This is a genomic window from Streptococcus sp. D7B5 (assembly GCF_029691405.1).
Classification (GTDB): Bacteria; Bacillota; Bacilli; order Lactobacillales; family Streptococcaceae; genus Streptococcus.
Genome location: NZ_CP121467.1, coordinates 948,505 through 971,979 on the forward strand (window position 1 = coordinate 948,505; position 23,475 = coordinate 971,979).

27 protein-coding genes and 2 tRNA genes are annotated in these 23,475 nt (G+C 39.6%); 17 read left to right on the plus strand and 12 right to left on the minus strand.

Annotated elements, in window-relative coordinates; genetic code table 11:
- Positions 1-32 precede the first annotated feature (32 nt).
- From P8P68_RS04540 to queF, 6 genes are all read left to right on the plus strand, one after another.
- Positions 33-254 carry a DUF4649 family protein gene (locus P8P68_RS04540; protein ID WP_000570262.1) on the plus strand — a complete coding sequence of 74 codons (222 nt, stop codon included), beginning with the start codon at positions 33-35 and terminating at the stop codon, positions 252-254.
- A 15-nt stretch (positions 255-269) separates the two neighbouring features.
- On the plus strand, positions 270-584 hold the full coding sequence (gene trxA / locus P8P68_RS04545) for a thioredoxin (RefSeq protein ID WP_001029581.1): 315 nt from the start codon (positions 270-272) through the stop codon (positions 582-584).
- A gap of 201 nt (positions 585-785) precedes the next feature.
- On the plus strand, positions 786-1,439 hold the full coding sequence (gene queC, locus P8P68_RS04550) for a 7-cyano-7-deazaguanine synthase QueC (protein ID WP_278276266.1): 654 nt from the start codon (positions 786-788) through the stop codon (positions 1,437-1,439).
- Positions 1,439-1,882 carry a 6-carboxytetrahydropterin synthase QueD gene (gene queD, locus P8P68_RS04555; protein ID WP_049478444.1) on the plus strand — a complete coding sequence of 148 codons (444 nt, stop codon included), beginning with the start codon at positions 1,439-1,441 and terminating at the stop codon, positions 1,880-1,882. Before queC ends, queD begins: the two co-directional genes overlap by 1 nt.
- Positions 1,875-2,591 (plus strand): 7-carboxy-7-deazaguanine synthase QueE, encoded by a 717-nt coding sequence (queE, locus tag P8P68_RS04560; RefSeq protein WP_278276267.1) that lies wholly within the window; start codon positions 1,875-1,877, stop codon positions 2,589-2,591. Before queD ends, queE begins: the two co-directional genes overlap by 8 nt.
- 18 nt (positions 2,592-2,609) lie before the next feature.
- Positions 2,610-3,101, plus strand: coding sequence for a preQ(1) synthase (queF, locus tag P8P68_RS04565; RefSeq protein WP_000082583.1), 492 nt, complete (start codon positions 2,610-2,612; stop codon positions 3,099-3,101).
- A gap of 57 nt (positions 3,102-3,158) precedes the next feature.
- On the opposite strand, the gene P8P68_RS04570 is transcribed toward queF, so the two are convergent.
- Entirely contained in the window at positions 3,159-3,827 is a 669-nt protein-coding gene (locus P8P68_RS04570) for an aquaporin (RefSeq protein ID WP_044020360.1), read from the minus strand.
- 296 nt (positions 3,828-4,123) lie between these two features.
- Between P8P68_RS04570 and P8P68_RS04575 the strand changes: the two genes are divergently transcribed.
- Positions 4,124-5,104 (plus strand): hypothetical protein, encoded by a 981-nt coding sequence (locus P8P68_RS04575; protein ID WP_278276268.1) that lies wholly within the window; start codon positions 4,124-4,126, stop codon positions 5,102-5,104.
- Positions 5,105-5,195: 91 nt separating this feature from the next.
- Here the strand turns inward: P8P68_RS04575 and pepF are convergent, their stop codons facing one another.
- From pepF to P8P68_RS04615, 8 genes are all read right to left on the minus strand, one after another.
- Positions 5,196-6,992, minus strand: a complete 1,797-nt coding sequence (gene pepF, locus P8P68_RS04580; protein WP_278276269.1) for an oligoendopeptidase F — start codon at positions 6,990-6,992, stop codon at positions 5,196-5,198.
- Positions 6,993-7,002: 10 nt separating this feature from the next.
- Positions 7,003-7,746 carry a 16S rRNA (uracil(1498)-N(3))-methyltransferase gene (locus P8P68_RS04585; protein WP_278276270.1) on the minus strand — a complete coding sequence of 248 codons (744 nt, stop codon included), beginning with the start codon at positions 7,744-7,746 and terminating at the stop codon, positions 7,003-7,005.
- Between the two features lies 1 nt (position 7,747).
- Positions 7,748-8,698 (minus strand): 50S ribosomal protein L11 methyltransferase, encoded by a 951-nt coding sequence (gene prmA, locus P8P68_RS04590; protein ID WP_278276271.1) that lies wholly within the window; start codon positions 8,696-8,698, stop codon positions 7,748-7,750.
- A gap of 137 nt (positions 8,699-8,835) precedes the next feature.
- On the minus strand, positions 8,836-9,309 hold the full coding sequence (locus P8P68_RS04595) for a GNAT family N-acetyltransferase (RefSeq protein WP_278276272.1): 474 nt from the start codon (positions 9,307-9,309) through the stop codon (positions 8,836-8,838).
- Positions 9,302-9,739: an NUDIX hydrolase gene (locus tag P8P68_RS04600; protein WP_278276273.1), complete on the minus strand. Its 438-nt coding sequence runs from the start codon at positions 9,737-9,739 to the stop codon at positions 9,302-9,304. Before P8P68_RS04600 ends, P8P68_RS04595 begins: the two co-directional genes overlap by 8 nt.
- Positions 9,740-9,792: 53 nt before the next feature.
- Entirely contained in the window at positions 9,793-10,332 is a 540-nt protein-coding gene (locus tag P8P68_RS04605) for a hypothetical protein (RefSeq protein WP_278276274.1), read from the minus strand.
- 102 nt (positions 10,333-10,434) lie between these two features.
- On the minus strand, positions 10,435-11,508 hold the full coding sequence (locus P8P68_RS04610; protein WP_278276275.1) for a site-2 protease family protein: 1,074 nt from the start codon (positions 11,506-11,508) through the stop codon (positions 10,435-10,437).
- A 19-nt stretch (positions 11,509-11,527) separates the two neighbouring features.
- A complete protein-coding gene (locus P8P68_RS04615; protein ID WP_278276276.1) occupies positions 11,528-11,998 on the minus strand; it encodes a DUF3013 family protein in 471 nt (156 codons plus the stop codon).
- A gap of 115 nt (positions 11,999-12,113) precedes the next feature.
- Between P8P68_RS04615 and P8P68_RS04620 the strand changes: the two genes are divergently transcribed.
- The 4 genes from P8P68_RS04620 (at position 12,114) to P8P68_RS04635 (ending at position 14,705) form a co-directional block, all read left to right on the plus strand.
- Positions 12,114-13,385: a replication-associated recombination protein A gene (locus P8P68_RS04620; RefSeq protein WP_278276303.1), complete on the plus strand. Its 1,272-nt coding sequence runs from the start codon at positions 12,114-12,116 to the stop codon at positions 13,383-13,385.
- A 264-nt stretch (positions 13,386-13,649) separates the two neighbouring features.
- A tRNA-Lys gene (locus P8P68_RS04625) sits at positions 13,650-13,722 on the plus strand.
- 332 nt (positions 13,723-14,054) lie between these two features.
- Entirely contained in the window at positions 14,055-14,570 is a 516-nt protein-coding gene (locus P8P68_RS04630; RefSeq protein ID WP_000672739.1) for a DUF308 domain-containing protein, read from the plus strand.
- Positions 14,571-14,632: 62 nt separating this feature from the next.
- Positions 14,633-14,705: transfer RNA gene (locus tag P8P68_RS04635), tRNA-Lys, on the plus strand.
- A gap of 140 nt (positions 14,706-14,845) precedes the next feature.
- On the opposite strand, the gene P8P68_RS04640 is transcribed toward P8P68_RS04635, so the two are convergent.
- Both P8P68_RS04640 and P8P68_RS04645 read right to left on the minus strand, forming a co-directional pair.
- The gene (locus tag P8P68_RS04640; RefSeq protein ID WP_004193676.1) at positions 14,846-15,934 is read right to left on the minus strand and encodes an AI-2E family transporter; all 1,089 of its coding nucleotides are present in this window, start codon (positions 15,932-15,934) and stop codon (positions 14,846-14,848) included.
- Between the two features lie 9 nt (positions 15,935-15,943).
- Complete coding sequence (locus tag P8P68_RS04645) at positions 15,944-17,233, minus strand: DUF308 domain-containing protein (protein ID WP_278276277.1); 1,290 nt, start codon at positions 17,231-17,233, stop codon at positions 15,944-15,946.
- Between the two features lie 802 nt (positions 17,234-18,035).
- Here P8P68_RS04645 and P8P68_RS04650 point away from each other — a divergent pair.
- The gene (locus P8P68_RS04650) at positions 18,036-19,181 is read left to right on the plus strand and encodes a low temperature requirement protein A (RefSeq protein ID WP_278276278.1); all 1,146 of its coding nucleotides are present in this window, start codon (positions 18,036-18,038) and stop codon (positions 19,179-19,181) included.
- 479 nt (positions 19,182-19,660) lie between these two features.
- On the opposite strand, the gene P8P68_RS04655 is transcribed toward P8P68_RS04650, so the two are convergent.
- Entirely contained in the window at positions 19,661-21,142 is a 1,482-nt protein-coding gene (locus P8P68_RS04655) for a M protein trans-acting positive regulator PRD domain-containing protein (protein WP_278276279.1), read from the minus strand.
- A gap of 296 nt (positions 21,143-21,438) precedes the next feature.
- On the opposite strand from P8P68_RS04655, the gene P8P68_RS04660 reads away from it, so the two are divergent.
- The 5 genes from P8P68_RS04660 (at position 21,439) to P8P68_RS04680 (ending at position 23,361) form a co-directional block, all read left to right on the plus strand.
- The gene (locus P8P68_RS04660) at positions 21,439-21,675 is read left to right on the plus strand and encodes a GlsB/YeaQ/YmgE family stress response membrane protein (RefSeq protein WP_000964741.1); all 237 of its coding nucleotides are present in this window, start codon (positions 21,439-21,441) and stop codon (positions 21,673-21,675) included.
- Positions 21,676-21,774: 99 nt separating this feature from the next.
- Complete coding sequence (amaP, locus tag P8P68_RS04665) at positions 21,775-22,338, plus strand: alkaline shock response membrane anchor protein AmaP (protein WP_000045613.1); 564 nt, start codon at positions 21,775-21,777, stop codon at positions 22,336-22,338.
- 11 nt (positions 22,339-22,349) lie between these two features.
- Entirely contained in the window at positions 22,350-22,520 is a 171-nt protein-coding gene (locus P8P68_RS04670; protein ID WP_278276280.1) for a DUF2273 domain-containing protein, read from the plus strand.
- An 11-nt stretch (positions 22,521-22,531) separates the two neighbouring features.
- A complete protein-coding gene (locus P8P68_RS04675; protein WP_049489623.1) occupies positions 22,532-23,116 on the plus strand; it encodes an Asp23/Gls24 family envelope stress response protein in 585 nt (194 codons plus the stop codon).
- 41 nt (positions 23,117-23,157) lie between these two features.
- Positions 23,158-23,361, plus strand: a complete 204-nt coding sequence (locus tag P8P68_RS04680; protein WP_000102421.1) for a CsbD family protein — start codon at positions 23,158-23,160, stop codon at positions 23,359-23,361.
- Positions 23,362-23,475: the final 114 nt, after the last annotated feature.

Genomic DNA, 23,475 nt, shown 5'->3' on the forward strand with positions numbered 1-23,475 from the left:
AATAAAGTCAAGATCGAACAAAGGAGTTTTATATGATCGAAATTACTTATCTAGACGCCAGCAAGCAAGAGAGGACCATGACTTTCGAGTCTTACCAAGACTTTGAACGTTCTCAACATGCCTGCCTCATCGGCGTCGCAGACTACTACCCTGTCCAAAAATTAACTTACAACGGTCATGACTTGGACTACCATGGGACTTATGGAGATGTCTTCTTCTATCTCATGAAACAAGATTTAAGCCAATATAACTAAAAAAGGAGAAATACAATGGCAAAAGCAATTACAGATGCAACATTCGAACAAGAAACAAAAGACGGTTTGGTCTTGGTAGACTTCTGGGCAACTTGGTGTGGTCCATGTCGTATGCAAGGTCCAATCTTGGATAAATTGTCTGAAGAACTTTCAGAAGATGTCTTGAAAATTGTTAAAATGGATGTTGATGAAAATCCAAACACAGCTCGTGCCTTTGGAATCATGTCTATCCCAACCCTTCTCTTCAAAAAAGACGGCCAAGTGGTGAAACAAGTTGCAGGTGTTCATACTGCAGAACAAATCAAGGCCATCGTTGCTGAATTGAGCTAATCACACGAGAGACCAAGTACTTTATTTGGTCTCTTTTTTCCTGCCCTTTGCCATTTTTCAAAAAATATGCTAGACTGTAGGTAGAATATTACGATGTTTGGGACATGCCATCGCTAAAAAAAACCTCTACTTGGTATTTTTTAGCTCCCTCATGGGAGCTTTTTGCGTGCTCTGAACATTTCCCATTTTGGAAGGAGTACTATGAAACGTCAATCAGCCTTGGTCGTCTTTAGTGGCGGTCAAGATTCCACAACCTGCCTCTTTTGGGCTAAAGAACACTATGAAACAGTCGAAGCTGTCACCTTTGCTTACGGCCAACGCCATCATCTCGAAATTCAAGTTGCCCAAGAAATCGCTAAGGAACAAGGCATTCGTCATCACATCTTAGATATGTCTCTGCTGGGGCAAATCACTGAAAATGCCTTGACCTCTGATCTGGAGATTGAGCAAAAAGAGGGAGAGGTTCCCAATACTTTTGTTGACGGTCGCAACCACCTCTTTCTATCCTTTGCAGCAGTTCTTGCCAAGCAACGAGGTATTAATGATATCGTGACAGGTGTCTGCGAGACAGACTTCTCAGGCTACCCTGACTGCCGTGATGTCTTTATCAAATCCCTTAATGTTACTCTCAACCTTGCCATGGATTATGACTTTGTTATCCAAACACCTCTCATGTGGCTAGACAAGGCTGAAACTTGGGAGTTAGCCGACCAACTTGGTGCCTTTGACTACGTTCGTGAGAAGACCTTAACCTGCTACAATGGGATTATCGGAAGTGGCTGTGGAGATTGTCCAGCCTGCCACCTACGTCAGCATGGTTTAGATGTTTATCTTTCACAGAAGGGAGAGGGCTAATGTTTTTCGCACCTAAAGAAATCAAACAGGAAACTGGGGAGTCTCTCGTCTACAATCCTCACAGAACCTTAGTTTCAAAAGAATTCACTTTCGACGCTGCCCACCACCTCTTTCACTATGAGGGAAAATGCAAATCCCTGCACGGCCACACCTATCATTTGCAAATCGCTGTCAGTGGATTTTTAGATGAACGGGGCATGACCTATGACTTTGGAGATATTAAAGCGATCTACAAGGACTACTTAGAACCCCACTTGGATCATCGCTATCTCAATGAAACCCTGCCTTATATGAACACGACTGCTGAAAATATGGTTTACTGGATTTTCCAAACCATGAGTCAAGAGTTGCCAGACGAACGCAGTCTCCGTTTGGAATACGTTCGCCTCTATGAAACTCCGACTGCATTTGCGGAGTTTAGACGGGAGTGGCTAGATGACTAGAGAACGTGTCCTCAAACTACCTGTTCTGGAAATTTTTGGGCCAACCTTTCAAGGTGAAGGTCGTGCTATCGGGCAGAAAACCATGTTTGTCCGCACTGCTGGTTGCGACTACCATTGCGACTGGTGCGACTCTTCCTTTACTTGGGATGGTTCTGAAAAACCTACTCGTATGACAGCTGATGAAGTCATTGCTGCCTTAGATAAATTAGGAAGCTACGACTATGTAACCCTGTCTGGGGGAAATCCTGCTATCCTAGCAGCCAACATGGCTGAACTCGTCACCAAGCTCAAGGAACGCGGTGTCACTCTGGCTGTTGAGACCCAAGGGTCCCGCTGGCAAAATTGGTTAAAAGATATCGACCAAGTCACTTTAAGTCCCAAACCTCCTTCATCCAAGATGGAAGTCAACTTCGAGACCTTGGACTTCATTGTTTCCCAACTAGATCCAGACAAGGTCACCTTTAAAATCCCTGTCTTTGATGATGCAGATCTAGCCTTTGCCAAAGGCATTCAAGAACGCTATCAACCAGATGTCCTCTTCTTATCGGCTGGAAATCCTGAGCCCAAGGCTACAGGCAATATTGTCCAAGACCAACTAGACCGTCTCAAAGAACTCTGGGAACGTGTCGCTGCTGACGACAGCTGGGGCAATGTCCGCGTCCTTCCCCAACTTCATACCCTCCTCTACGATAACCAACGTGGTGTTTAAGATTAGAAAGAAAAAAACATGTCACAACAAGAAGAAATGAAAAACCTAAGCCTACTGGGCAACAAAGAAACCAACTACATTTTTGACTATCAACCAGAAGTTCTCGAATCTTTTGACAATCGTCATGTGGAAAATGATTATTTCATCAAATTCAACTGTCCTGAATTTACCTCCCTTTGCCCAATCACTGCTCAGCCAGACTTTGCGACGATTTATATTTCCTACATTCCTGACAAGCTCTGCGTCGAGTCAAAATCCCTCAAACTCTACCTCTTTAGCTATCGAAACCATGGGGATTTTCACGAAAACTGTATCAACACCATCGGGAAAGACTTGGTCAATCTACTAAACCCTCGCTATTTGGAGGTATGGGGAAAATTCACTCCGCGCGGTGGCATCTCAATCGACCCCTACTACAACTACGGTAGACCTGGAAGCAAGTATGAAGGTTTGGCAGAACAACGCCTCTTCCAGCACGACCTTTATCCAGAGAAAATTGACAACCGTTAAACATATACGAAAAAGCCCTGTTCCTCAAACTGAGGAGCAAGGCTTTTTGAGTTTCAATTATTCTTCTGTTCCAAGGAAATTTTTCGCAACAAGTGCTGCAAGAACGCCACCAACGATTGGGGCAAGGATGAAAATCCATACTTGTTGAAGGGCTGCGCCACCTACCAAGACAGCAGGTGCCAAGCTACGAGCTGGGTTTACTGAAAGTCCAGTGATGTTCAAGCCTACAAGGATCAAGGCTGTTAATGACAAACCAATCACCAAACCAGCGATTGCGCCATTGCCTTTGCTTGCTGATGTTACAGTCATGATAACTAGGACAAACAAGAAAGTTGCGATAACTTCAAACAAGAAACCACCAAAGACAGTGACACCGTTTGCCAAGGCATTTTCACCAAGACTTGCAGTTGACATGCCTGAGTTAGACAAGAGGAAGAATACTGCAGCTGACGCAAGGAAAGCTCCAACTACTTGTCCAAGGATGTAGTTTACAAGTTCTGAAGATGACAAACGTTTGTTTACAAACATAGCGATCGAAACCGCTGGGTTCAAGTGAGCACCTGAAACAGTTCCGATTGAGTAAGCTGCAACTACAATTGCCAAACCAAAGGCAAAAGCAATTCCAAGGTGTCCAAGGCCATTAAGACCATTTCCAAAAACAACAGCTCCTGTTCCAATGAACACAAGCATAAATGTACCGATTAATTCAGCAACAAATTTTTTCATGATAAGTCTCCTTTTTTTAAACTATGTATTAGTCTATCAAAAGAAGGAAAGGGTTTCAAGAAAATTGACTGGAAAGTTTTTGTAGAAAGCCCATTAGAATTCTAAAAAAGACTACTACAAGAGAAAATGATGAAACTCTTTTTCTGCTTATCCTTCAAAAATGTCAGAAGCTTTCAAATACTTGCTTAAAAGAATACAGCCCTCAATCATACCTTTTCTAGTAATTCATGCAAAAGAATGAAGAGAATGGTATAATTGATAATATACAATAAATGTTATTGGAAAAGGAGACTACCATGGGAAAAAAGTTTAGGGTTTATTTTCTAACCACTGCTACAATTTTAGCATTTGGCCTCGTCGGCTGTTCATCTAAACCATCAACCACTGCTACAAGCAATACAGAAGGTACTACAAATACAGAGACAACAACCTACCATAAGAAAGATGTAACTGGTCCTGCTGCTTCATTTGACTGGAATGCCAAAGTTGAACCTACCAACTATGAGAGAACCTTTGTTGAAACAAACAGTGGCAGTCAATTTAATAAAACTTTAGATCGCACGAAAGAGGCGGCTGAGAATCTTGAAAAAAAGAAAAAAGAAATTTCGGATCCTAAGGTTCAAACAGCCCTCAAATTAGTGGATGCTGTCTTTGTCAATCAAGAAAATCTTGACCTAGTTGTGAAATCAGCGGGTGCTAGCAATCAAGAAGAGTTATTTGATAAGATTTGGAACGAATATTTAGTCCCTGAGTTAACTAAAATCCGTCCGAATTTTTCAAATGATACCGTCTTTGAATATAAAGGAGAAAAATATCCTCTCAAAATTTATGCACCTATGTTTTTCAAGGTCAACACCAATGCATTAGGAAAAGCAGGTGCCTATACTCTTGAGGACTATAAGGTGGAGGGCGACATGGTTTATTTGAAATTTATGTCCCCATCTGTAGATACCTACCAATACGAAGTCAAGGCTACTTATCATGATAACTTCCAAGACTTCTTTCAAGGACTGGTGGAAGAACAACAAAAGGTTCTTGAAACAGACTATGCTAAAGCTCTAAATATTCGATTTGTTTATCAATTAGCGGCGCTTGATTTTAAAGCTGACAACTACGTAGACCTAGAGGGCATGGATTATTTTGATCGTAACACCCATTACCTTGCCATAAAAGTGGATAATAATGGTGAAGCTAGCCTTGATAATGAAAATCTCGCCAACCTTTTACAAATTAGCATGAAGGCTTCAAACGAGGCCAATAAAGGAAAATTTGAATAAATCTTTAAAGCATAAAAAAATCACCTCAAACAGGTGATTTTTGTGTATTCATCTTATCGATAAACCGTCTTAAATCCGACACTGGATACCCTTACTCTCCCAACTCCGCACTGTAGGCGATAATCTGGTCAACTGTATCAGACAGAAACTGAATCGTATCACGGAGTGGTTTATCTGTTGAAATATCCGCTCCGATAATCATGGCTGACTCAAGCGGTGTCTTACTACCACCTGACTTAAGGAGATTGAGCCAATCTTCAGCTCCGGTTTCTGAATGTTTCAGATGAAGGTAACCAGCTGTTGAGATGACAAGGCCAGCAGAGTAGGTGTAGCTATACAAGCCCATGTAATAGTGAGCTTGGCGCATCCAAGTGAGTGCCGCATCGTCGTCAATTTCAATAGCATCTCCCCAGAAATCTGTCAAGACTTCCTTCATAATGCTGTTGAGCTTGCTTGCTCCAAAGGTCTCCCCTTCCTCAATCAATGTATATACCTTACGCTGGAAGGCTGCTTCCAAGAGGTGGGTGATGAAATTATGGAAGTAGGTGTCTGTCAAGCGGTGGGCAAGAGCAAAACGTTTTTGACGCGGATCGTCAGACTGGTGTTCCAAGTAATCACTGAGAAGCAATTCATTGAAGGTTGATGGGGCCTCAACATAGTAGGTTGACATGTGGGCGTTGAAGTAACTTTGGTGATTATCTGAAAAGATGAATTGACCAGAATGACCAATTTCATGAATCAAGGTATAGACATCGCTCAAACGGCCTGTCCAGCTCATGAGGACATAAGGGTGCACGCGATACGGATCCGCCGCATACCCACCAGAATCCTTGCCACTATTAGCAGCAAAGTCCACCCAGCGTTCTTCTTGATAGCGCGCAACTTCCTGACAATATTCTTGTCCCAAAGGTTCTACTGACTTCATGACCAAATCATAGGCGTCGTCAATAGTCACTTCAGGATTGAGGGCACTGTCCAAGTCCAATTTCCAGTCAGCAAAGGTCATCTTTTCAAGACCATTGACCTTGGCAACATGCTTGAGGTATCTCTGAGCGACTGGCGCAAAGTCCTTCATGATGAGGTCAATCTGGCGATCAAACATAGCACGGTCCACTTCTTGCTCAGCTAGGAGATAATCAAAGACGGAGTCATAGCCCTTCATATCTGCCAATAGTTTTTCAGACTTAACCTGAGCTAGATAGGCTGCTGCAGCTGTATTCTGGTGCTTACGAAGTCCTTCTGAGAAAGAACGGAAGGATTTTTCACGCACCTCTGCGTCCTCGTGGTTTTGGTAGAAATTCTCATAGGTCACAAAGCTGTTTTTGTAGGTTTTGCCATGGGCTTCAAAGTCAGCCATTTCAAAGTCCCCAGCTCGCATCTTAGTATAAATGTCCTGTGGACTGTAGAAAACTTCACCGAGATTGGTCAAAGCTTTCTCCACATCAGCCCCTAGATAGTGGGCTTTTTTGATTTTAGCTTGACGAATGGCTGCCGTCAAGTGGGGCAGTTCACCCAAACGGTCCAAGACTTCCTCGTCTGCTGCCACCAAGGCGTCGTCAAAGAAGGTCAAGGCTACACTAGCATCAGTTTCAAATTCCATCCCAGCCTGGGCAATATTGGCAAATTCTTCATTGCTATAGTCTGTCGTCTGAGGCATAAAGGCGTAATTGCCAATATGACTCATCTGAATGTAGATTTGTTCCAATTCAGCAAAGGCCTTTTCAAACTCCTCAAACGTATGAAGATTCCCCTTGTAGTCACGGCTAAAGTGGTTGATATCTTCGCGCGTTTTCTCGATTGCTCGCAAGAAATCCTCACGGTCTTGGTAAAGGGCGGTTAAATCCCAAAGTTCCTTCTCTGGAAATTCTGAACGGTGTTTTTGTTCCATTTTCTTCCTCTTATTTCTCTAATTCTACTAAAACACTAAGAGCAGATAAGGCGTAAAGTGGTGCTGTTTCTGCTCGCAAGATGCGAGGACCAAGCCCTGCCAAGACTGCTCCTTTAGCTTCAAAACTTTCAATTTCTACTGGTGAGAGACCGCCTTCTGGGCCAAAAATAAAGAGCAATTTGGCTCCTTTTTCAAGGCCAGTGACTGCTTGTAAGAGCGCAGCGGTTTCTCCTTCTTTTGCTGATTCTTCATAAGCCACCACAATTGAGTCAAACTGGTCAAACTGAGCTAGAAAATCTGCTTTTTTCTCAAAAAGCTGGATACTTGGTACAATATTACGCTTGCTTTGTTCTGCTGCTCCAAGGGCAATTTTTTCTAGTTTTTCGGCTTTCTTGCCCAACTTCTTACCATCCCACTTTGCGACCGACCAGTCTGCTGGAAAGGCCCAGATTTGGCTGGCACCCAGTTCCGTCACTTTTTGAGTGATAAACTCCAGCTTGTCTCCCTTGGGAAAGCCTGATGCGATGGTGACTTGAACGGGCAGTTCCACATTGTCAGCTAACTCTTGGACTAACTCAAACTGACGATTCTCCACATCCAACACGCGCGCCAAGCGCTTGACGCCATCATCAAAGACCAAGGTCACCTCATCATCTTCTTTCAAGCGCATGACCTGAAACATATGCTTGCTGGTTTCCTTGTCCTCAATAGTGACAGGAGAGATTGCACTGCCTTTGACAAAATACTGCTGCATGCTAGCCTCCAATCACACCTGAAATATCCTTAGTTTTCTTAAAGACACAGGCATTCCATTCCCCTTGAATCATGTGGGTTTCAAGGAAAAATCCAGCTGACTCAGCTGACTCGCGCACCATGTCCCACTTGTCCTTGATAATGCCACTCATGATGAGGTAGCCTTCATCCTTGACCAAGCGATAAGCATCCTCTGTCAGATGAATGAGAATATCCGCTAAGATATTGGCTACAATGACATCTGCTTCAATCTCCACCCCCTTGAGCAAATCACCTGCCGCTACATGGATATTTTCCATGCCTGGATTGAGCTCAATATTTTCCTGAGCAACCCGAACCGCCACATCATCAAGATCATATGCGAAAATTTCCTTAGCTCCTAGTAGTGAGCTAGCGATAGAAAGGACACCTGAACCAGTTCCCACATCGATTACTGTCTCTCCGCCACGAAGGACCTGCTCCAAGGCAAAGAGACTCATCTTGGTCGTCGGATGGGTTCCTGTCCCGAAGGCCATACCAGGATCTAGCTTGATAATCTTTTCTCCTGCAGTCGCCTTATAGTCCGTCCAGGACGGTACGATGGTCAAGTCATGAGTAATGCGGGCTGGCTCGTAATATTTCTTCCAGTTGTCTGCCCAGTCTTCCTCAGCCAAGGCAGTCGTCCCCATCTTGACTTCTCCCAAATCCATAAAATCCGTCAAGTCTGCCAAGCGAGCCTGCAAATCTGCCTCAACCACTGCTACATCAACCGTATCAGGATAGTAGGCTGTCACCACGATTTCTTCTTGCTGCTCGACTTCAGGGAATATCTCACCAAATCGATCCACATTTCCCACATAGTCCATACTGTCTTCAATCGCAACACCTTGCGCTCCCAGCTCAATTAGAAGGTTAGAGACCAGCTCCTCTCCCTCACGCTTAACCGTAACTTTTAACTCTTGCCATGTTTCCATATTTAAGATACCAAGCCCGTAAAACACAAAGCCAAAATAGGAAATTCTCTGAAGACACTTGTGTCTAAGAGAAGTTTATCTTTTTGGCACAGTGTTTAGGGCGGGTTCAGTTTAGAAATGTAACCGAACCATCCTTTCTATTTGTCAATCAATTTTTTCATGTAAACCATATCCATACCTTCTTTTTCAGGCTCGATATGGGTTTGACGGTAGCCATTTTTTTCATAAAAAGCGACCATGCCCGCATCCTGTAATACCGTACACAAATCCCACTGTTTAATCGTTGGAAATTCCTTTTCCAGTAATCTCAATCCCTCAGAACCATAACCTTTTCCTTGATCCTGGGGCAAAATCGCTGCCGTTCCCAACCAAGCCTCCGTCAATTCCTCATTGGTCTGAACTCGTAAAAATCCGATATTTTCATCCTTTTCTTTCAAAAAGTAGTAATAACTATTGGGACGCTCAACCAATTTCCACTTGATTCGTTCACGATCCTCTAGATAGGGATCATACTCATCTTGATATTTCTCATAGACAGCCTTAAAGCTAGCCCTTTGAATTGCAATTACGGTTTCTAAATCTTCTGCTCCTGCTCGGACAAGTTTAATCATAGTCTCTCTCCAAATAATCCCTCACTCTATCCTGCAACTGGGGTACAACCTTATCTGAGCTAAGAAACTCATCAATGCTCATCAGTTTATAGCCCTGTCCTTCATCACCAAAAACGATACTATCAAACTGTTCCTGCCTTAACTTACCAACCAGAAAGACGGATTCCTTTCCCTCAAAAAGCATACTTGGGTAAACCTTACTCCAAAGCAAACAATCTTCAGTCAAATGTATCCCCAGTTCTTCAAAAACTTCACGCGCCGCGCACTCAAAAGGACTTTCATCACCCTCACGGCCACCACCTGGCAATTCCCAGGTATTAGGGTATGGAATGTTTGATTTGTCATCACGTAAGATAGTTAAGAGCTTATCACCACAAAAGAGGGCAATTTTACAGCCTGTGAAATTAATTCTTTTATTCAATAATTCCATGATTAAGTCTCTTCCTATGATAACAAACTGCTCTATGCTAGCATTCTACTTAGCTATTCTTGAATCAATTTTTGACAATCTAGATCCCAGTATGCCTGCCATCTCCCCTGATTCTTACTAAAATAAACCGTAAACTCATCGTTTACATTATCTGCAACATAGCGAAGACTAGGTGGAGCCTCCTCGCAACTCAGTATCCATGGATGAAAATAAAAAAATTTCTCTCGCCTCTCTCGACTATTGTTCAACTTTTTCTTGTTCTGAGGAATGGAGTTTTGAAACTCCCTTTCCAAACTGGACTGGATGGCATTATCAAAGTCGTTTAAAGAAGCTATCAACTGCTCAAACTGTTTCTCTTCACCAGTCTTAAAGTAAATCAAAAACTCAAATTCTCCAAAGCCTTCAGAAAACTCAAGTTCCATGATTTTTGCGCTCTCGTCATAAAGTCCCCCTTCATTAAAAAATCGGCGGCTTTCACACTTCAACACTCTCTCAAAATCTAAATTTTCAAATCGATTGCGTGGTAGAGAAATCCCATACTCTTGCGAGTTTGGGCTTATTTTCCTAAATAGCTGCTTGAATATATGAAACATTTTTCCCTCTTTTCTAGACTTCAAACCCTCTTCAGAAACACCAGTTAGATCCCCTTCTCATTTATATCAAGCAATCAAGCCGATTGAAACAAACCTAGCTTGTCAGCTTACAACAGAGTTTTCTTCATGGATTTCTTTCTCCAACTCTGCTAACCAGTTTTCATAATAACGTTTCTCATCCCGCACCAAACGGCTGGTCACCATGTTTTGTCTAGCAATTTTTATAGCCTTGTCAGTCTGATTCATATCTTTCTTTACCAGAAATTGATACCAGGCTTGCATTATCTGCGTGTCTGCCATTTTTAGAGATAAGAAGGACTTGACTCCTCGATTACTTGCATATTCCTCTGCTTTCTCATGATCCCTTTCAAGCAAGGCAATTTGGAGAAGGTATAATTGGGAAAGAGTTTGAGACATCGGATTGTCTGTTTTATCTAATAAAGACTGAAAGTGTTTTTTGGCAGTCTCTATCTGACCATCGAATATGAAAACTAGTCCCTGAAAAATCAGAATACTTTCTGCAAAACTCCCTATCGCATCCTCATCAACAGGCATGATAAAGTCTTTCAAATCATATTCTTGAGGAGCTAGCAAGGTCTGGGCAGAATGTCTCAACACCGAGTAGGCGTATTTCCTATTTTCAGGCTGTTGTAGCAATTCCCAGATTTTCGCTCCATCGGTAATCCCAACCGGCTTAGCATTGATGAGAAGAAAAGATAGATTTAGACAAATCCAAGTAGCTGCAAAATACCAGTTAGCTGTCAAAAATCCATACAATAGCGCCAATAAAATCAAGACAAGATGAACTATCAAGCCTCCTGCAAGCATCAGGATGATTCTTTGATCGCTTTCATCTTCTTTCAATCCAATATACTGAGCACCAACATTTTTCAGAACGGCTGTTCGACTCAGATGAAACTTGCCTGACTTTTTGGTCAAAAGAAAGTTTCCCAATCCAAAAGCCACCAGGCGATAGCCTGTCAGGTAACCACAAAATGCGTGCCCCAGCTCATGAAGGATAAATATCATATAAATGCTGAGAAAAGTAAATAGATAGCCTGGAATAAAGACTAACGAGAAACCTAGCTCTTTAAAGGCAATCGTCCCAAAAACAAATCCCAGCATCAAAAAAACAAAGGACAGACCAGAAATAAAAGACAAGCCTACTTTCTTCATATACTTTCTCCCCTAGTCTCTAGTACCTCGGGTAAGGATAAAACTCCCCTTCCTCCAAGCCAACTTTTCCTTCTTCAAAGACTTCTTGGTTCCATTCCATGACGAATTCTTCTGCTTCTGGGTCTTCCAAAAAGTCCATGAGTGCATCCAGCCCAACCTCTGCAGTGTCTTTGAGGAAAAGAGCAAAATAGTTTAAAAATTCACGAGAAAATCCTTTCTTCGGCAGATAAGGGATAACTGTCAAATAGTCTTCCTCATTGACTGTTGACTTGGCAGGATTGTAGAAAAGAACTGCTTCCTCAAAGAGGATATCGTCTGATGACACCTCTCCGTCCTCGTCCACCATCTCCACACCTGCAGCGTTTTGTGCTTCCAAAAGAAAACTCACTTCAACCGCGTGGTTGCGCTTGTCCCAACTAATCTCATAATCAAAAGGAAAGTTCTTCTCCAATTCTTCCTCTAAAACATCTAAAAATCCGTATGTTGCCATTTTGTCCTCTTTCTATGCGACTCTTAAATCGCCCCGATTACTCGGAATTATGCTAAAATAGATACTACCATCTTACCACATATACATCAGAAAATCCATGTTAGAAAGGACTGCTATGCCTGACAATCTCGCGCTTCGCATGCGCCCAAAAACCATTGACCAGGTCATCGGTCAGGAACATCTGGTCGGCCCAGGAAAAATCATCCGTCGCATGGTGGAGACCAACCGCCTGTCCTCCATGATTCTCTACGGACCTCCGGGTATCGGAAAAACCAGTATCGCTTCAGCCATCGCTGGAACGACCAAGTATGCCTTTCGGACCTTCAATGCCACTGTTGATAGTAAAAAACGTCTCCAAGAAATCGCTGAAGAAGCTAAATTTTCTGGAGGATTAGTCCTGTTACTGGACGAGATTCATCGTCTGGATAAAACAAAGCAAGACTTTCTTCTGCCACTCTTGGAAAGTGGTCTGGTTGTCATGATTGGCGCAACGACTGAAAATCCCTTCTTTTCTGTCACTCCTGCCATTCGTAGCCGTGTTCAGATTTTTGAATTAGAACCCTTGTCCAATCAAGACGTCAAAGAGGCGATTCAAATCGCTCTAACTGACCCTGAGCGTGGTTTTGACTTCCCAGTTGAGCTAGATGAGGATGCGCTGGATTTCATCGCAACCTCTACTAATGGAGACCTTCGTTCTGCCTTTAATTCACTAGATTTGGCTGTTCTCTCTACCCCTGAAAATGACAAGGGCATCCGCCATATCACGCTTGATATTATGGAAAATAGCCTCCAGCGAAGCTATATTACTATGGACAAGGATGGAGACGGGCACTACGATGTCCTCTCTGCCCTGCAAAAGTCTATCCGTGGCTCAGATGTTGATGCCAGTCTTCACTATGCTGCCCGCTTGATTGAGGCTGGTGATTTGCCAAGTCTCGCTCGTCGTTTGACTGTTATCGCTTATGAAGATATCGGTTTGGCCAATCCTGAAGCCCAGATTCACACCGTGACTGCTCTGGGTGCTGCACAAAGGATTGGTTTCCCAGAAGCCCGCATTCTCATTGCCAATGTCGTCATTGATTTGGCCCTTTCTCCAAAATCCAACTCAGCATACGTGGCTATGGACAAGGCACTTGCTGACCTCAAAACATCAGGGCACTTGCCTATTCCGCGACACCTGCGTGATGGGCACTACAGTGGAAGCAAGGAACTGGGGAATGCCCAAGACTATCTCTATCCACACAACTATCCTGGAAATTGGGTCAAGCAAGACTATCTGCCAGAAAAAATTCGCAATCATCACTATTTCCAAGCAGAAGATACTGGTAAATATGAACGGGCTTTGGCTCAAAGAAAGGAAGCCATCGACCGTTTACGAAAAATCTGAAATCCTTTTCAAAAAATTGCACTTACCTCTTGATTTTTTTTGAAAAAGTGGTATCATATAAACATAGAAACGCTGTGGTGTACGACTTCACACTTAAGTGTTGACCGACTATTTTTTGTATTATTAGGGAAACAAAAGTCTTCTAACAGCATGTAGGCCGTCTCACACGGAAACAGCTTCAGTTAGAGCGAGTTGCCCACCTGCTTAATTGCGCGGGTTCAATACAAACCGTGAAGTTTCGGCACCAATACAGCTTTTTTCTTTGCCTCCTTAGCTCAGCTGGCAGAGCAGCGGACTCTTAATCCGTGGGTCACAGGTTCGATCCCTGTAGGGGGCATCTAAATACAACAGGAAAAGCCTTGATAATCAAGGCTTTTTTGCTTGTCTATAACTGATTTGCTCCATCATTTGCCCCACTTTTAAATCTATCTTTTCTTTTTGAATCAAATTACATCTTAACAAATAGTGTAAAGCCAGTTACTTTTGCTTTGATGCCATACAATATTTTCATGTAGAGAAGACAAATTTTATCTTCTCTTTTTATTTTCAAAATGATAAAAACTGAAACTTCCAAATTTTCCATTTTGTTTATTGACATTTCCTCTAAAAAGGTGTATAATATTTTTATTATCAAACTATACTATACTATACTATATAGGGGGTATTGAAATGAAATTTTCTAATCGTTTACTGCTATTCCTTGCAGGAGTTGTTTTTGTCCTTTTAGGACTTTTCCTATTTACAAACCCAGTAGCTAATCTTGTTGCTTACAGCTGGTGGATTGCATTTGGTTTACTGGTTTCTTCTATAGCAGCTATTTTAGGCTATTTCTCTGTACCAAAAGAGCTTCGCTCACCAGCTCATCTTTTCCAAGGGATTGTTAATCTTCTCTTAGCTCTTTACCTCGTTGCCTATGGCTTTGTGACGCTGCCAGTTGTCATTCCAACTATTTTAGGAATTTGGTTAATTGTAGAAGCCATTATAGCTTTCTTTAAAGGCAATCGTCTGGGATTGATTTTCCCTATTATTGGCAACCATATCATGTGGATAGCGTTGCTTGCATTTTTACTAGGTCTAGTGATTTTGTTCAATCCAGTAGCTACAAGTGTCTTTGTCGTTTATGTCGTTGCCTTTGCATTTTTAATTGTTGGTTTCACCTATATCCTTGATGCCTTTCGTAAATAATCTAGCTGCCATTTTGGGCATATTAAAATAGCTGGGAAGTTACATTCTCAGCTTTTTCTGTTGCCTCCTTAGCTCAGTTGGTAGAGCAGTAGACTCTTAAGCTATGGGGCGCAGGTTCGAGCCCTGCAGGGGGCACATCTAAATCAACAGAAATAAGCCTTGAAACCAAGGCTTTTTTTAACGTCTAATAGCTTTTTGTAGAAAAGTATTTAAAAATAAAAGAGAAGAGAATCTCTCACTCTCTTCTCAGTATATCTTATTAAATTTAGTTTTTCTTAATCTACCTGATTTTCCTTTGCAACGACAAATTCTTTAACCAGTCGATAGATAACAGCAAATACGGGGGTAAAGAATATCATTCCAAGTAGTCCGAAAAGATTCCCTCCAATACTAGCAGCCGCAAGCGTGAAAATAGCTGGCAAACCAATAGACTGACCTACAACTCTAGGATAAATAAGGTTTCCTTCAATCAGCTGTATAACTTGATATAGAAGAAGAGAAAGTAAGGCTTGAGTAGGACTCACTGTGAAGATAAAAATCGCTCCCACAACACAAGCAATCATAGGCCCTACATAAGGAATGAACGATAGCACTCCTGCAAAGATACCTGTCATTACTCCATAGGGTATCCCAAACACGCTGTAACCAACCGCTATCATAACTCCTATGATAACTGCTTCAATCAGCTGACTCATCAAAAATTGGTCATAAGTCTCTAGTGCTACTTGTCCAATGTAAGTCAACTTTATCACCACCTTCTCTGGAAGAAAAACTTTTAGAAGTCGACTCGTCATCGCTGCCAAATGTTCCTTACTGGATAAAAATAAAAAGGTGAAGACTATAATCAAAAAGGCATTCATCAAACTTGAAAAAATATTGCCGATATTACTAGTCAGACCTGATAAAAAACCTATCAAAGCTTGGCTAATAGAACTAGATTGTCCCTGTATGCCTGATACGATAGTTGACAACATGTCTTTGGTTACAAATTCCGAGCTGCCTAGCAATTTCCCAAGTTGAGTAAGGACTGTTGAAAGGACTGTTCCCAGCTGACTAATAGTCTGGGCTAGGGTTGGCAGCACCAAAACCAAAAGAGCAATCACGATTAAGATAAGAGCTAGGAAAACAAGTACCATGGCAATCGGACGACGCAACTCTGCCTTTACCTTCAATTTAACTAAGTACTGTTCAATTTTTTTCATAGGAACATTAAGCACAAAAGCAATAACAGCACCATAAATCAAGGTTGATATTACATCAAAGAGAGAGATTGCTCCTGATATAAAGCTCGATGCATTCAGAATTACAAGAGCAACCAGCCCTATAAAAAGTATTAACGGGGTGTATTTTTTTACTAAGTTCATAAATTTTCCTTAATAAACATGTTTAGATACGACTATACTATTTGGTTTTTCAAACTCTCGATTAAGGTAGGCTTGGTAAGTTCCTGGAGCGATAAATCCTTTGGGTGAGAGGATATCGGTGCCAGCCTGACCGACTATGGTATCAGCCAAGAGCACACAGTTTGTAGATAAGACAAAGTAGGATTTAAACTTAGATTTGATAAATTTATAAAGTTCCCCATCTGTCTCATGTCTGATTTTATAAGCGTAGGTGTAGTCTTCCTTACCATCACCTGTCATGATTTTATCTGCACTTGGCTCCCATGGAATCGTCAGTTGTTTCAATTCAGCCAACTTTTTCTGAACTGCTTTTTCCATTTCAGGCGTCAAATCTATCCCATAACCAAAAAGCGTTTTTTGACTCTCACGTTTACATAGGTCAATGTACTTGTCACGATCACAGAAATATAAGACACCATCTCCTACCATGCCAAATAAGGTCTCAGAAGACGGATCATAGTTGCCATAAGAAATAACACGGCCTTGATAGCAGATATCCACATGACCAATTGCCGAAAACAGAGAGGTCTCAGCTGTATGAACAAAAATTTCTAGCTCTGCTGTCTTACCAGACTTCACTATTCCAAGATGGATATCTTCTTCCTCATCAGCATTTTCCAGCATAAATTTGTTAACTTTTGCTAAAGTTCTTGCAGGGATGAGAGCGGCTAGGACAATAGGTAAGCTAATTCTAATACGACGTTTGAGATGGTTTTTCCCAATTTCCCCTTCAAATAAGAAACCGTCACGGATATTGGACAGACCATAAAGGAAAAAATAAGCCCCTAAAACAAAGAGTTGAAAGACAGAATTTCCTGTAGAGGACAAAAGACTAGTCCCACCAAGAAAAACTAGTACGAGTCCATCTAGTAAGAGACGAAAACGAGGTCGAATTTTGTTTTTGCGGTAGAGAAGATAGGTGACAAGATTGATAGTAGCATGAAAAATCTGATAAACTCCAATCACAAGAGCCAGAACATAAATCGGTATATCAGTCGCAAGATTAGAACCTAGCAAATATCCCAGCACTAACAATTTAACCAGTGCAACTCCCAAGGTATCCGTTGACTGGCTTTTTTTGAAAACTCTTAATAGCAAATCTACGACCGTTGCTATCCAAGCTAAAAACAGAACCAGGCGAATAACTGTTACTGGCAACCAAGTCCCCGTGACCATCAAGATGAGACCTAGCAGAACAAACAAGAACCCCTGAGCAAGTAATTTCTTACCTGTCAGACCTAAAGATAGAATTTTCGCCATATAAAAACCTTTCAACAATAAAAATTAAACACTCCGATTAAACTGACTAGTAAATAGCCAACACTACAAACAGCCTGTGCCAGCAACATATGGTGACTAGAAATGACTGTAGTAATGTCACCATCTTGTCTTATGCACTTCTAAAATTTGTTATATTGATTAGAAACCAGAGCTTATAAAAACTAGCTAAACTCGAGAGATAGACACAATTGCGACGAAAAAATGTATAACCAATTCAACTTGTTAAGGTAAGAAAGCATTATTTCCAATCTATTAATTATTCATCTATTACCTATTATGACACAATATTCCCTATAGTTCAACTTTTTACTTGTTTTTATATTACACGGACTAAAAAGTTTTCAACAGTTGATTGCATTTGTTTTAATAAGTTTTAACCTTTCTTGGTTAGATAAAAAAAGAACCATACAGTTTAGAATCTGTATGGTTTTTGCCCCACTTTTGTCCCATTTTTAAATCATGACATTGAAAATACCTAAAATCACTTATATTTCAATATTTTTAATTGCTCTCAATATGAAAGTCCTTTCCAAATCCCTGTAGGGGGCATCTAAATACAACAGGAAAAAGCCTTGGAATCAAGGCTTTTTTGTGTAGTCTTAGCACTAAAAAACGATAGAAAAAACACCCCTTCTGAACTGCACCCCAAAAGTTAGACAGAAAAAACCTAACTTTTGTGGCGCAGTTCATTCGCGTCACATGAAGTTATTTAAGCATCTCCTTTTTTTTTTACCATTTTCAGTTATAATAAATTGTACTTCTAAAATAGAAAGGTCTTAAGATGACAACTCTTATTAAACATAAACGTGTAGAATTTTCAGAACTTTTTTATGACTTAGTTTTTGTTTTTGCAATTTCAAAAGTAACTACTTTAATCGACCATCTTCATAACGGTATTTTGACTTGGAATTCTTTCCTTGATTTTTTCATTGCTACTTTGTTTCTCATCGATTCCTGGATGATTCAAACCGATTATACCAATCGCTATGGAAAGAACTCTTTATTTAACATAGTAATCATGTTTATCAAAATGGGAATTTTACTCTTTATAGCCAATATGATTGGACCTGATTGGCAACAATATTTTCATTATCTCTGTTGGGCTATTGGTACATTAACCCTTACCTTATTTTTTCAATATTTGGTTGAATTTTTTAGAAAATCAACCGATGATGCTAATCGGGAAAGTATCAAAGGTTTTCTATGGATAACAGGTCTAGGAAGTTTAGGATTCTATCTAGCAGCTCTTCTTCCTATTTACCTTAGAGTCTATATCTTATTTGCTAGTATTCTGCTAACATTTATTATGCCAAGTATCTTGCTTAATAAAGATAAGCATTACCAGGTAAATCTCCCCCATTTAATCGAGCGCATCTCCCTTCTTGTCATTATTACGTTTGGAGAGATGATTACGGAGCTAGCTAACTTCTTTACAATCGAGAATTTCTCGATTTATTCGGTTCTTTATTTCATTATTATGATTTCTCTGTTCTTGTTTTATTTTGGTCAATTCGACCATGCTATTGATGAAAAATCTAATCAAAAGGGACTATTTCTAATTTACAGTCACTATCCTATTTTCATTGGACTTCTTATGATGACCGTTTCGATGAGTTTTCTTCTGAATCCTGAAGCTAATCGTCTCTTTGCAACCAGCTTCTCTTATATCGGATTTGGCCTCTTTCAAGCTGCTGTCCTAGTAAATGGGCCCCATAACAAACACTATCTTCGCTATTCGAAAAGTTACTACTGTGTCCAAGCGACACTCTATCTGGCTGCCTTGATTCTCTCTTTAATCTTTGCTTCTAATCCTATAATAGTAGTGAGTATAACAACCATTTTAGCTCTAGCTATAGCCATTCATTTTATTTATTTTTATATGACACAGAATAAAAAATATTCCACACCTTACTGGGAGTTGTTTTAATGAGTTTATAAGATTAAAAAGCTTTGGGAACCAAGGCTTTATATGATATCAATCACCGACCACGAAAATGTTTAGCTTACAGAACTGCTGGTGAAGCTCTAGAGGATGAGTTCGAGTAAATGTTGCACTTATTCTTGCAATTTATCATTTACTTGATGCACGAACTCGATATTTTTTTCGTTAATTTGTTTTTGCCCCACTTTTGCCCCATTTTTAAATCCTGACATTGAAAATACCTAAAAGTATTTCCCTAAAATCAGCTATATTTCAACATTTTTGTTTATTTTCAATATGAAAAGTTCTTACAAATTCATGCAGGGGGCATCTAAATCAACAGGAAAAAGCCTTGGTTTCAGGGCTTTTTTGTTTGTTCTGAACTAAGAAATGACAAGATTTTTAGGATATTCTGAGTCTAGTATAGATGAAATTATTTTCTCATAACAAAAAAACGCTACATAGCGTTTTTTTGTTATTCTTAGTTACTCGTCTAATCGAATAAACATCATTGCGTTAAGCAAAGAGATGAGTGCGACTGTATTGACATTATTGGAATAGATCAGTCTCTTATTTTCAATAGGCGGAATAATAAAATTAGAAATAATGATGTCGTAAGGTGATTCTTTTAGAGAATCAAGGGATAACTCTAATTCACTCCAGACCTCCAGTTCAAAATTGTTGCTGCAATAGTAAGAAAGTGTCTCTGCTACTGATTTTGCATGATACTGATCAAAATTGCTCATGACCAAAACCTTTAATTTAGGTTGATTTTGTAAAAGGTTTAACACTAAGTGTTTACTATGGGTGATAAAAGTATAAGACAAATGATTAACTTTCATTGAATTATAATCCATTTCCAAAGCCTCTAGATAATGTTCAATTCCTTCCTTCACCTCTGAAACAAAACGAGGGAAAATATTTTGAAAGTTTTTGATTGTATTGCCTTTTTGATCAAATAGGATAAACTCTGTAGATAGTTCCTGTCGGTGCAGATGTGCTGTATTATGCAGATGCCAAATCAGATTATCTCTATTGTCTACTTGGAGATTATACTCTCTTGATACCTGATCTACTAGATCTCCCAATAACTGATACGATTTTTTTACATAGCTGTCTGTTTTTGCATGGTTGAGAAATACTTCTTCATCTATGAAAAACATTTTTTGAAAATAGGATACAAACAGTTGACCTATCACTTCTTTATTCAGAGAGATATGATATTCAGAATCAAAGCTCGCTACAATCTCTTCGATTTCTTCTGCCTGCATGAAAGATTCCAACAATTGATTGTTAAAAGAATTTTTCTCAACTTCCAAGAAATGACCAAACTTTATTCGGTATAAATTTGTTACGAGGAGTAACTTTAACATTCGTTGAGTGGCGAAATTGACTGGAAATGCAGTTTCTTTATAGACCAGTGCCAACAGCTTACATAAAGGTTCTACCGAAAAATCTTCAAAGGGCCATTCAAGGAAATAATATTTCTCTGAAAAATACTGGGCAAAAAAGTAACGGATATCGATTTCATTACCAGTGATTCGAACTGGATTGAGGCTAATTTCAAAACGATATTGCTTCTTAATAATTTTATTAATATGACGGATGATACGGTAAAGAGAGGAAGAACTGATATAAAACTCTTTGCAAATACTATCAGCATCACATCCTTCATTAAAGAAGATAAATTCTAAAATTGAAAAGTGAGTTGAATGCTTAAAAAAATGATGATAGACCATCTCAATATCACTATCATCAGTATTTATGATACGGATGCCATTTGTTGAGGAATGAAATATCAAGTCAGGAAAAGAAGATCTGACATGGGACAAGTCATCTTTTACAGAACGTTCTGTGCAGTGCAATAATTCTGCTAGTTCTGAAATATGAAACCAGCGTTTGTTTTCAAATAGTAATTCTAATAATTCTAATTGTCTGTGACTTTTTTTCGATAATAAATCTCTCATGTATAACTTTTCTTTCTTTATAATAAACTAATTGATTGTCTTTCAATCTTCATGCAATTATACCACATAGAGTGTATTTATCCTCTTACAACGACTTTTGCTTGCTATGAAAAGACTTGCTTCATCACCTAGAAACTCCGTAGAATCAAGCTTTTCTTATTTATCTGTATCTATAGTACATGTTTACAGTACGGTTTTTAAGACGAACTATTATCTTTCCAAATTGAAATACTATATAATTAGTGTAATCAAAGAAATTGATTCTTTGATTTAGAAATAGAAAAGGAGGATACACTATGTTGTGGTCCATTATTGTAGGAGGTCTTATTGGTCTCATCGCAGGTGCAATCACTAAAAAAGGTGGTTCAATGGGATTGATTGCAAATATCTTTGCAGGTCTTATCGGTTCATCTGTAGGGCAATCACTTCTAGGAAGCTGGGGACCTTCATTGGCTGGAATGGCTATTATTCCGTCAATCGTAGGTGCAGTGATTGTTGTTGCAGTCGTTTCATTTCTATTTGGTAAAAAATAAGCATTACCTAATAAGAAATTAAAAGTGATAAGCCATAATTTTGAATACTGTAGACGGGTAAAATTATGGTTTAAAGCTTTTCATTTGAAAGGATTTAATATGTCAAAATCAAAGAAAATATTGTTACTTATTTTCTGTATTTTAATCTTGGCTATTTTCCTTCCTATTCTCATAGATTATCATCAGGTCAGTGATTTAGATATCCACTTATTCAGTTGGAGAGAACTCTACGCTGAATTTCTGATTGCTAGATATGTCTTTTGGGGGACACTTGTCCTATCTGTTTTAGTGTTAATTTCAATGCTAGTAATACTCTTCTATCCTAAACAGTATTTAGAGATTCAATTAGAGACTCAAGAAGATACATTAAAACTAAAAAATTCAGCTATCGAAGGCTTTGTTCGATGTTTGGTCATTGATCATCAGTTGATCAAAGAACCAACAGTCCATGTAAATAGCCGCAAAAATAAATGTTTCGTTTATGTTGAGGGCAAAATTCTTCCTTCGGACAACATCTCAAAACGATGTCTTGTCATTCAGAATGAAATAACTCATGGATTAAAGCAGTTCTTTGGTATTGAACGTGAGGTAAAACTTGAAGTTAAAGTGAAAGAATTTGAACCTCCAAAAACGACCAAAAAGACTGTTAGTCGTGTAAAGTAAGGAAGTAAAAAATGGAATGGTTTAAAAAATATCAGTATCCAATTATTGCAGGTCTAGTAGGTGTCATTCTCGCTTGCTTTATCTTATCCTTTGGCTTTTTCAAAACACTATTTGTACTAATTTGTGGAGTCCTAGGAGCATTTGCAGGATACTATGTTAAGGAAAAATATTTAAATAAATAAAGGAGTCTCGTATGTCAAACGTAGATAAAAATGTAGAAAAAAAAGATGTTGCTGTTGTTTCTCAAAATGTTAAAGGGGAACTCACTTATGAAGATAAAGTAATCCAAAAAATCATTGGTCTTTCACTTGAAAAAGTACCTGGACTTTTGGATGTGGATGGAGGATTCTTCTCTAATCTAACAGAAAAAATTATCAATACTGATAATGTCACTCATGGTGTCAATGTTGAAGTTGGGAAAGAGCAAGTTGCAGTTGACTTGAACATTGTTGTTGAATACCAAAAGAATGTCCCTGCTTTGTACAAAGAAATCAAAGATGTTGTCGTATCACAAGTTACAAAAATGACTGATCTAGAAGTTGTTGAAGTCAATGTGAATGTTGTTGATATCAAAACGAAGGAACAGCATGAAGCAGATTCAGTTAGCCTCCAAGACCGAGTAACTGACGTGGCTTCTTCAACAGGAGAATTTGCTTCAGAACAATTTGAAAAAGTGAAATCTGGTATCGGTTCAGGTGTTGCTGCTGTTCAAGAAAAAGTAGGCGAAGGTGTTGAAGCCGTTAAAGGCGAAACAAAAGAAAATGCTCGCGTACACTAATTTATCTTGTCAAAATCAATCAATTTAAAGGAGGCAGAATCATGTCAACAGAAGAAAAATTAAACCAAGCAAAAGGTTCCATTAAAGAAGGTGTCGGCAAAATGATCGGCGATGAAAAAATGGAAAAAGAAGGAACAGCTGAAAAAGTTGTTTCTAAAGTAAAAGAAGTTGCTGAAGATGCTAAAGACGCTGTCGAAGGCGCTATTGAAGGTGTGAAAAACATGCTTCACAAAGACGAAAAATAAGGCTAAACGTTAATTGACCTTTTCATTATAGTAGTCAAAAAGAGGACCGTAAATGTCCTCTTTTTTTGTAGATCGGATTCTAAACACGCTTCCCAATTTTCGCTAAAAGCTAGT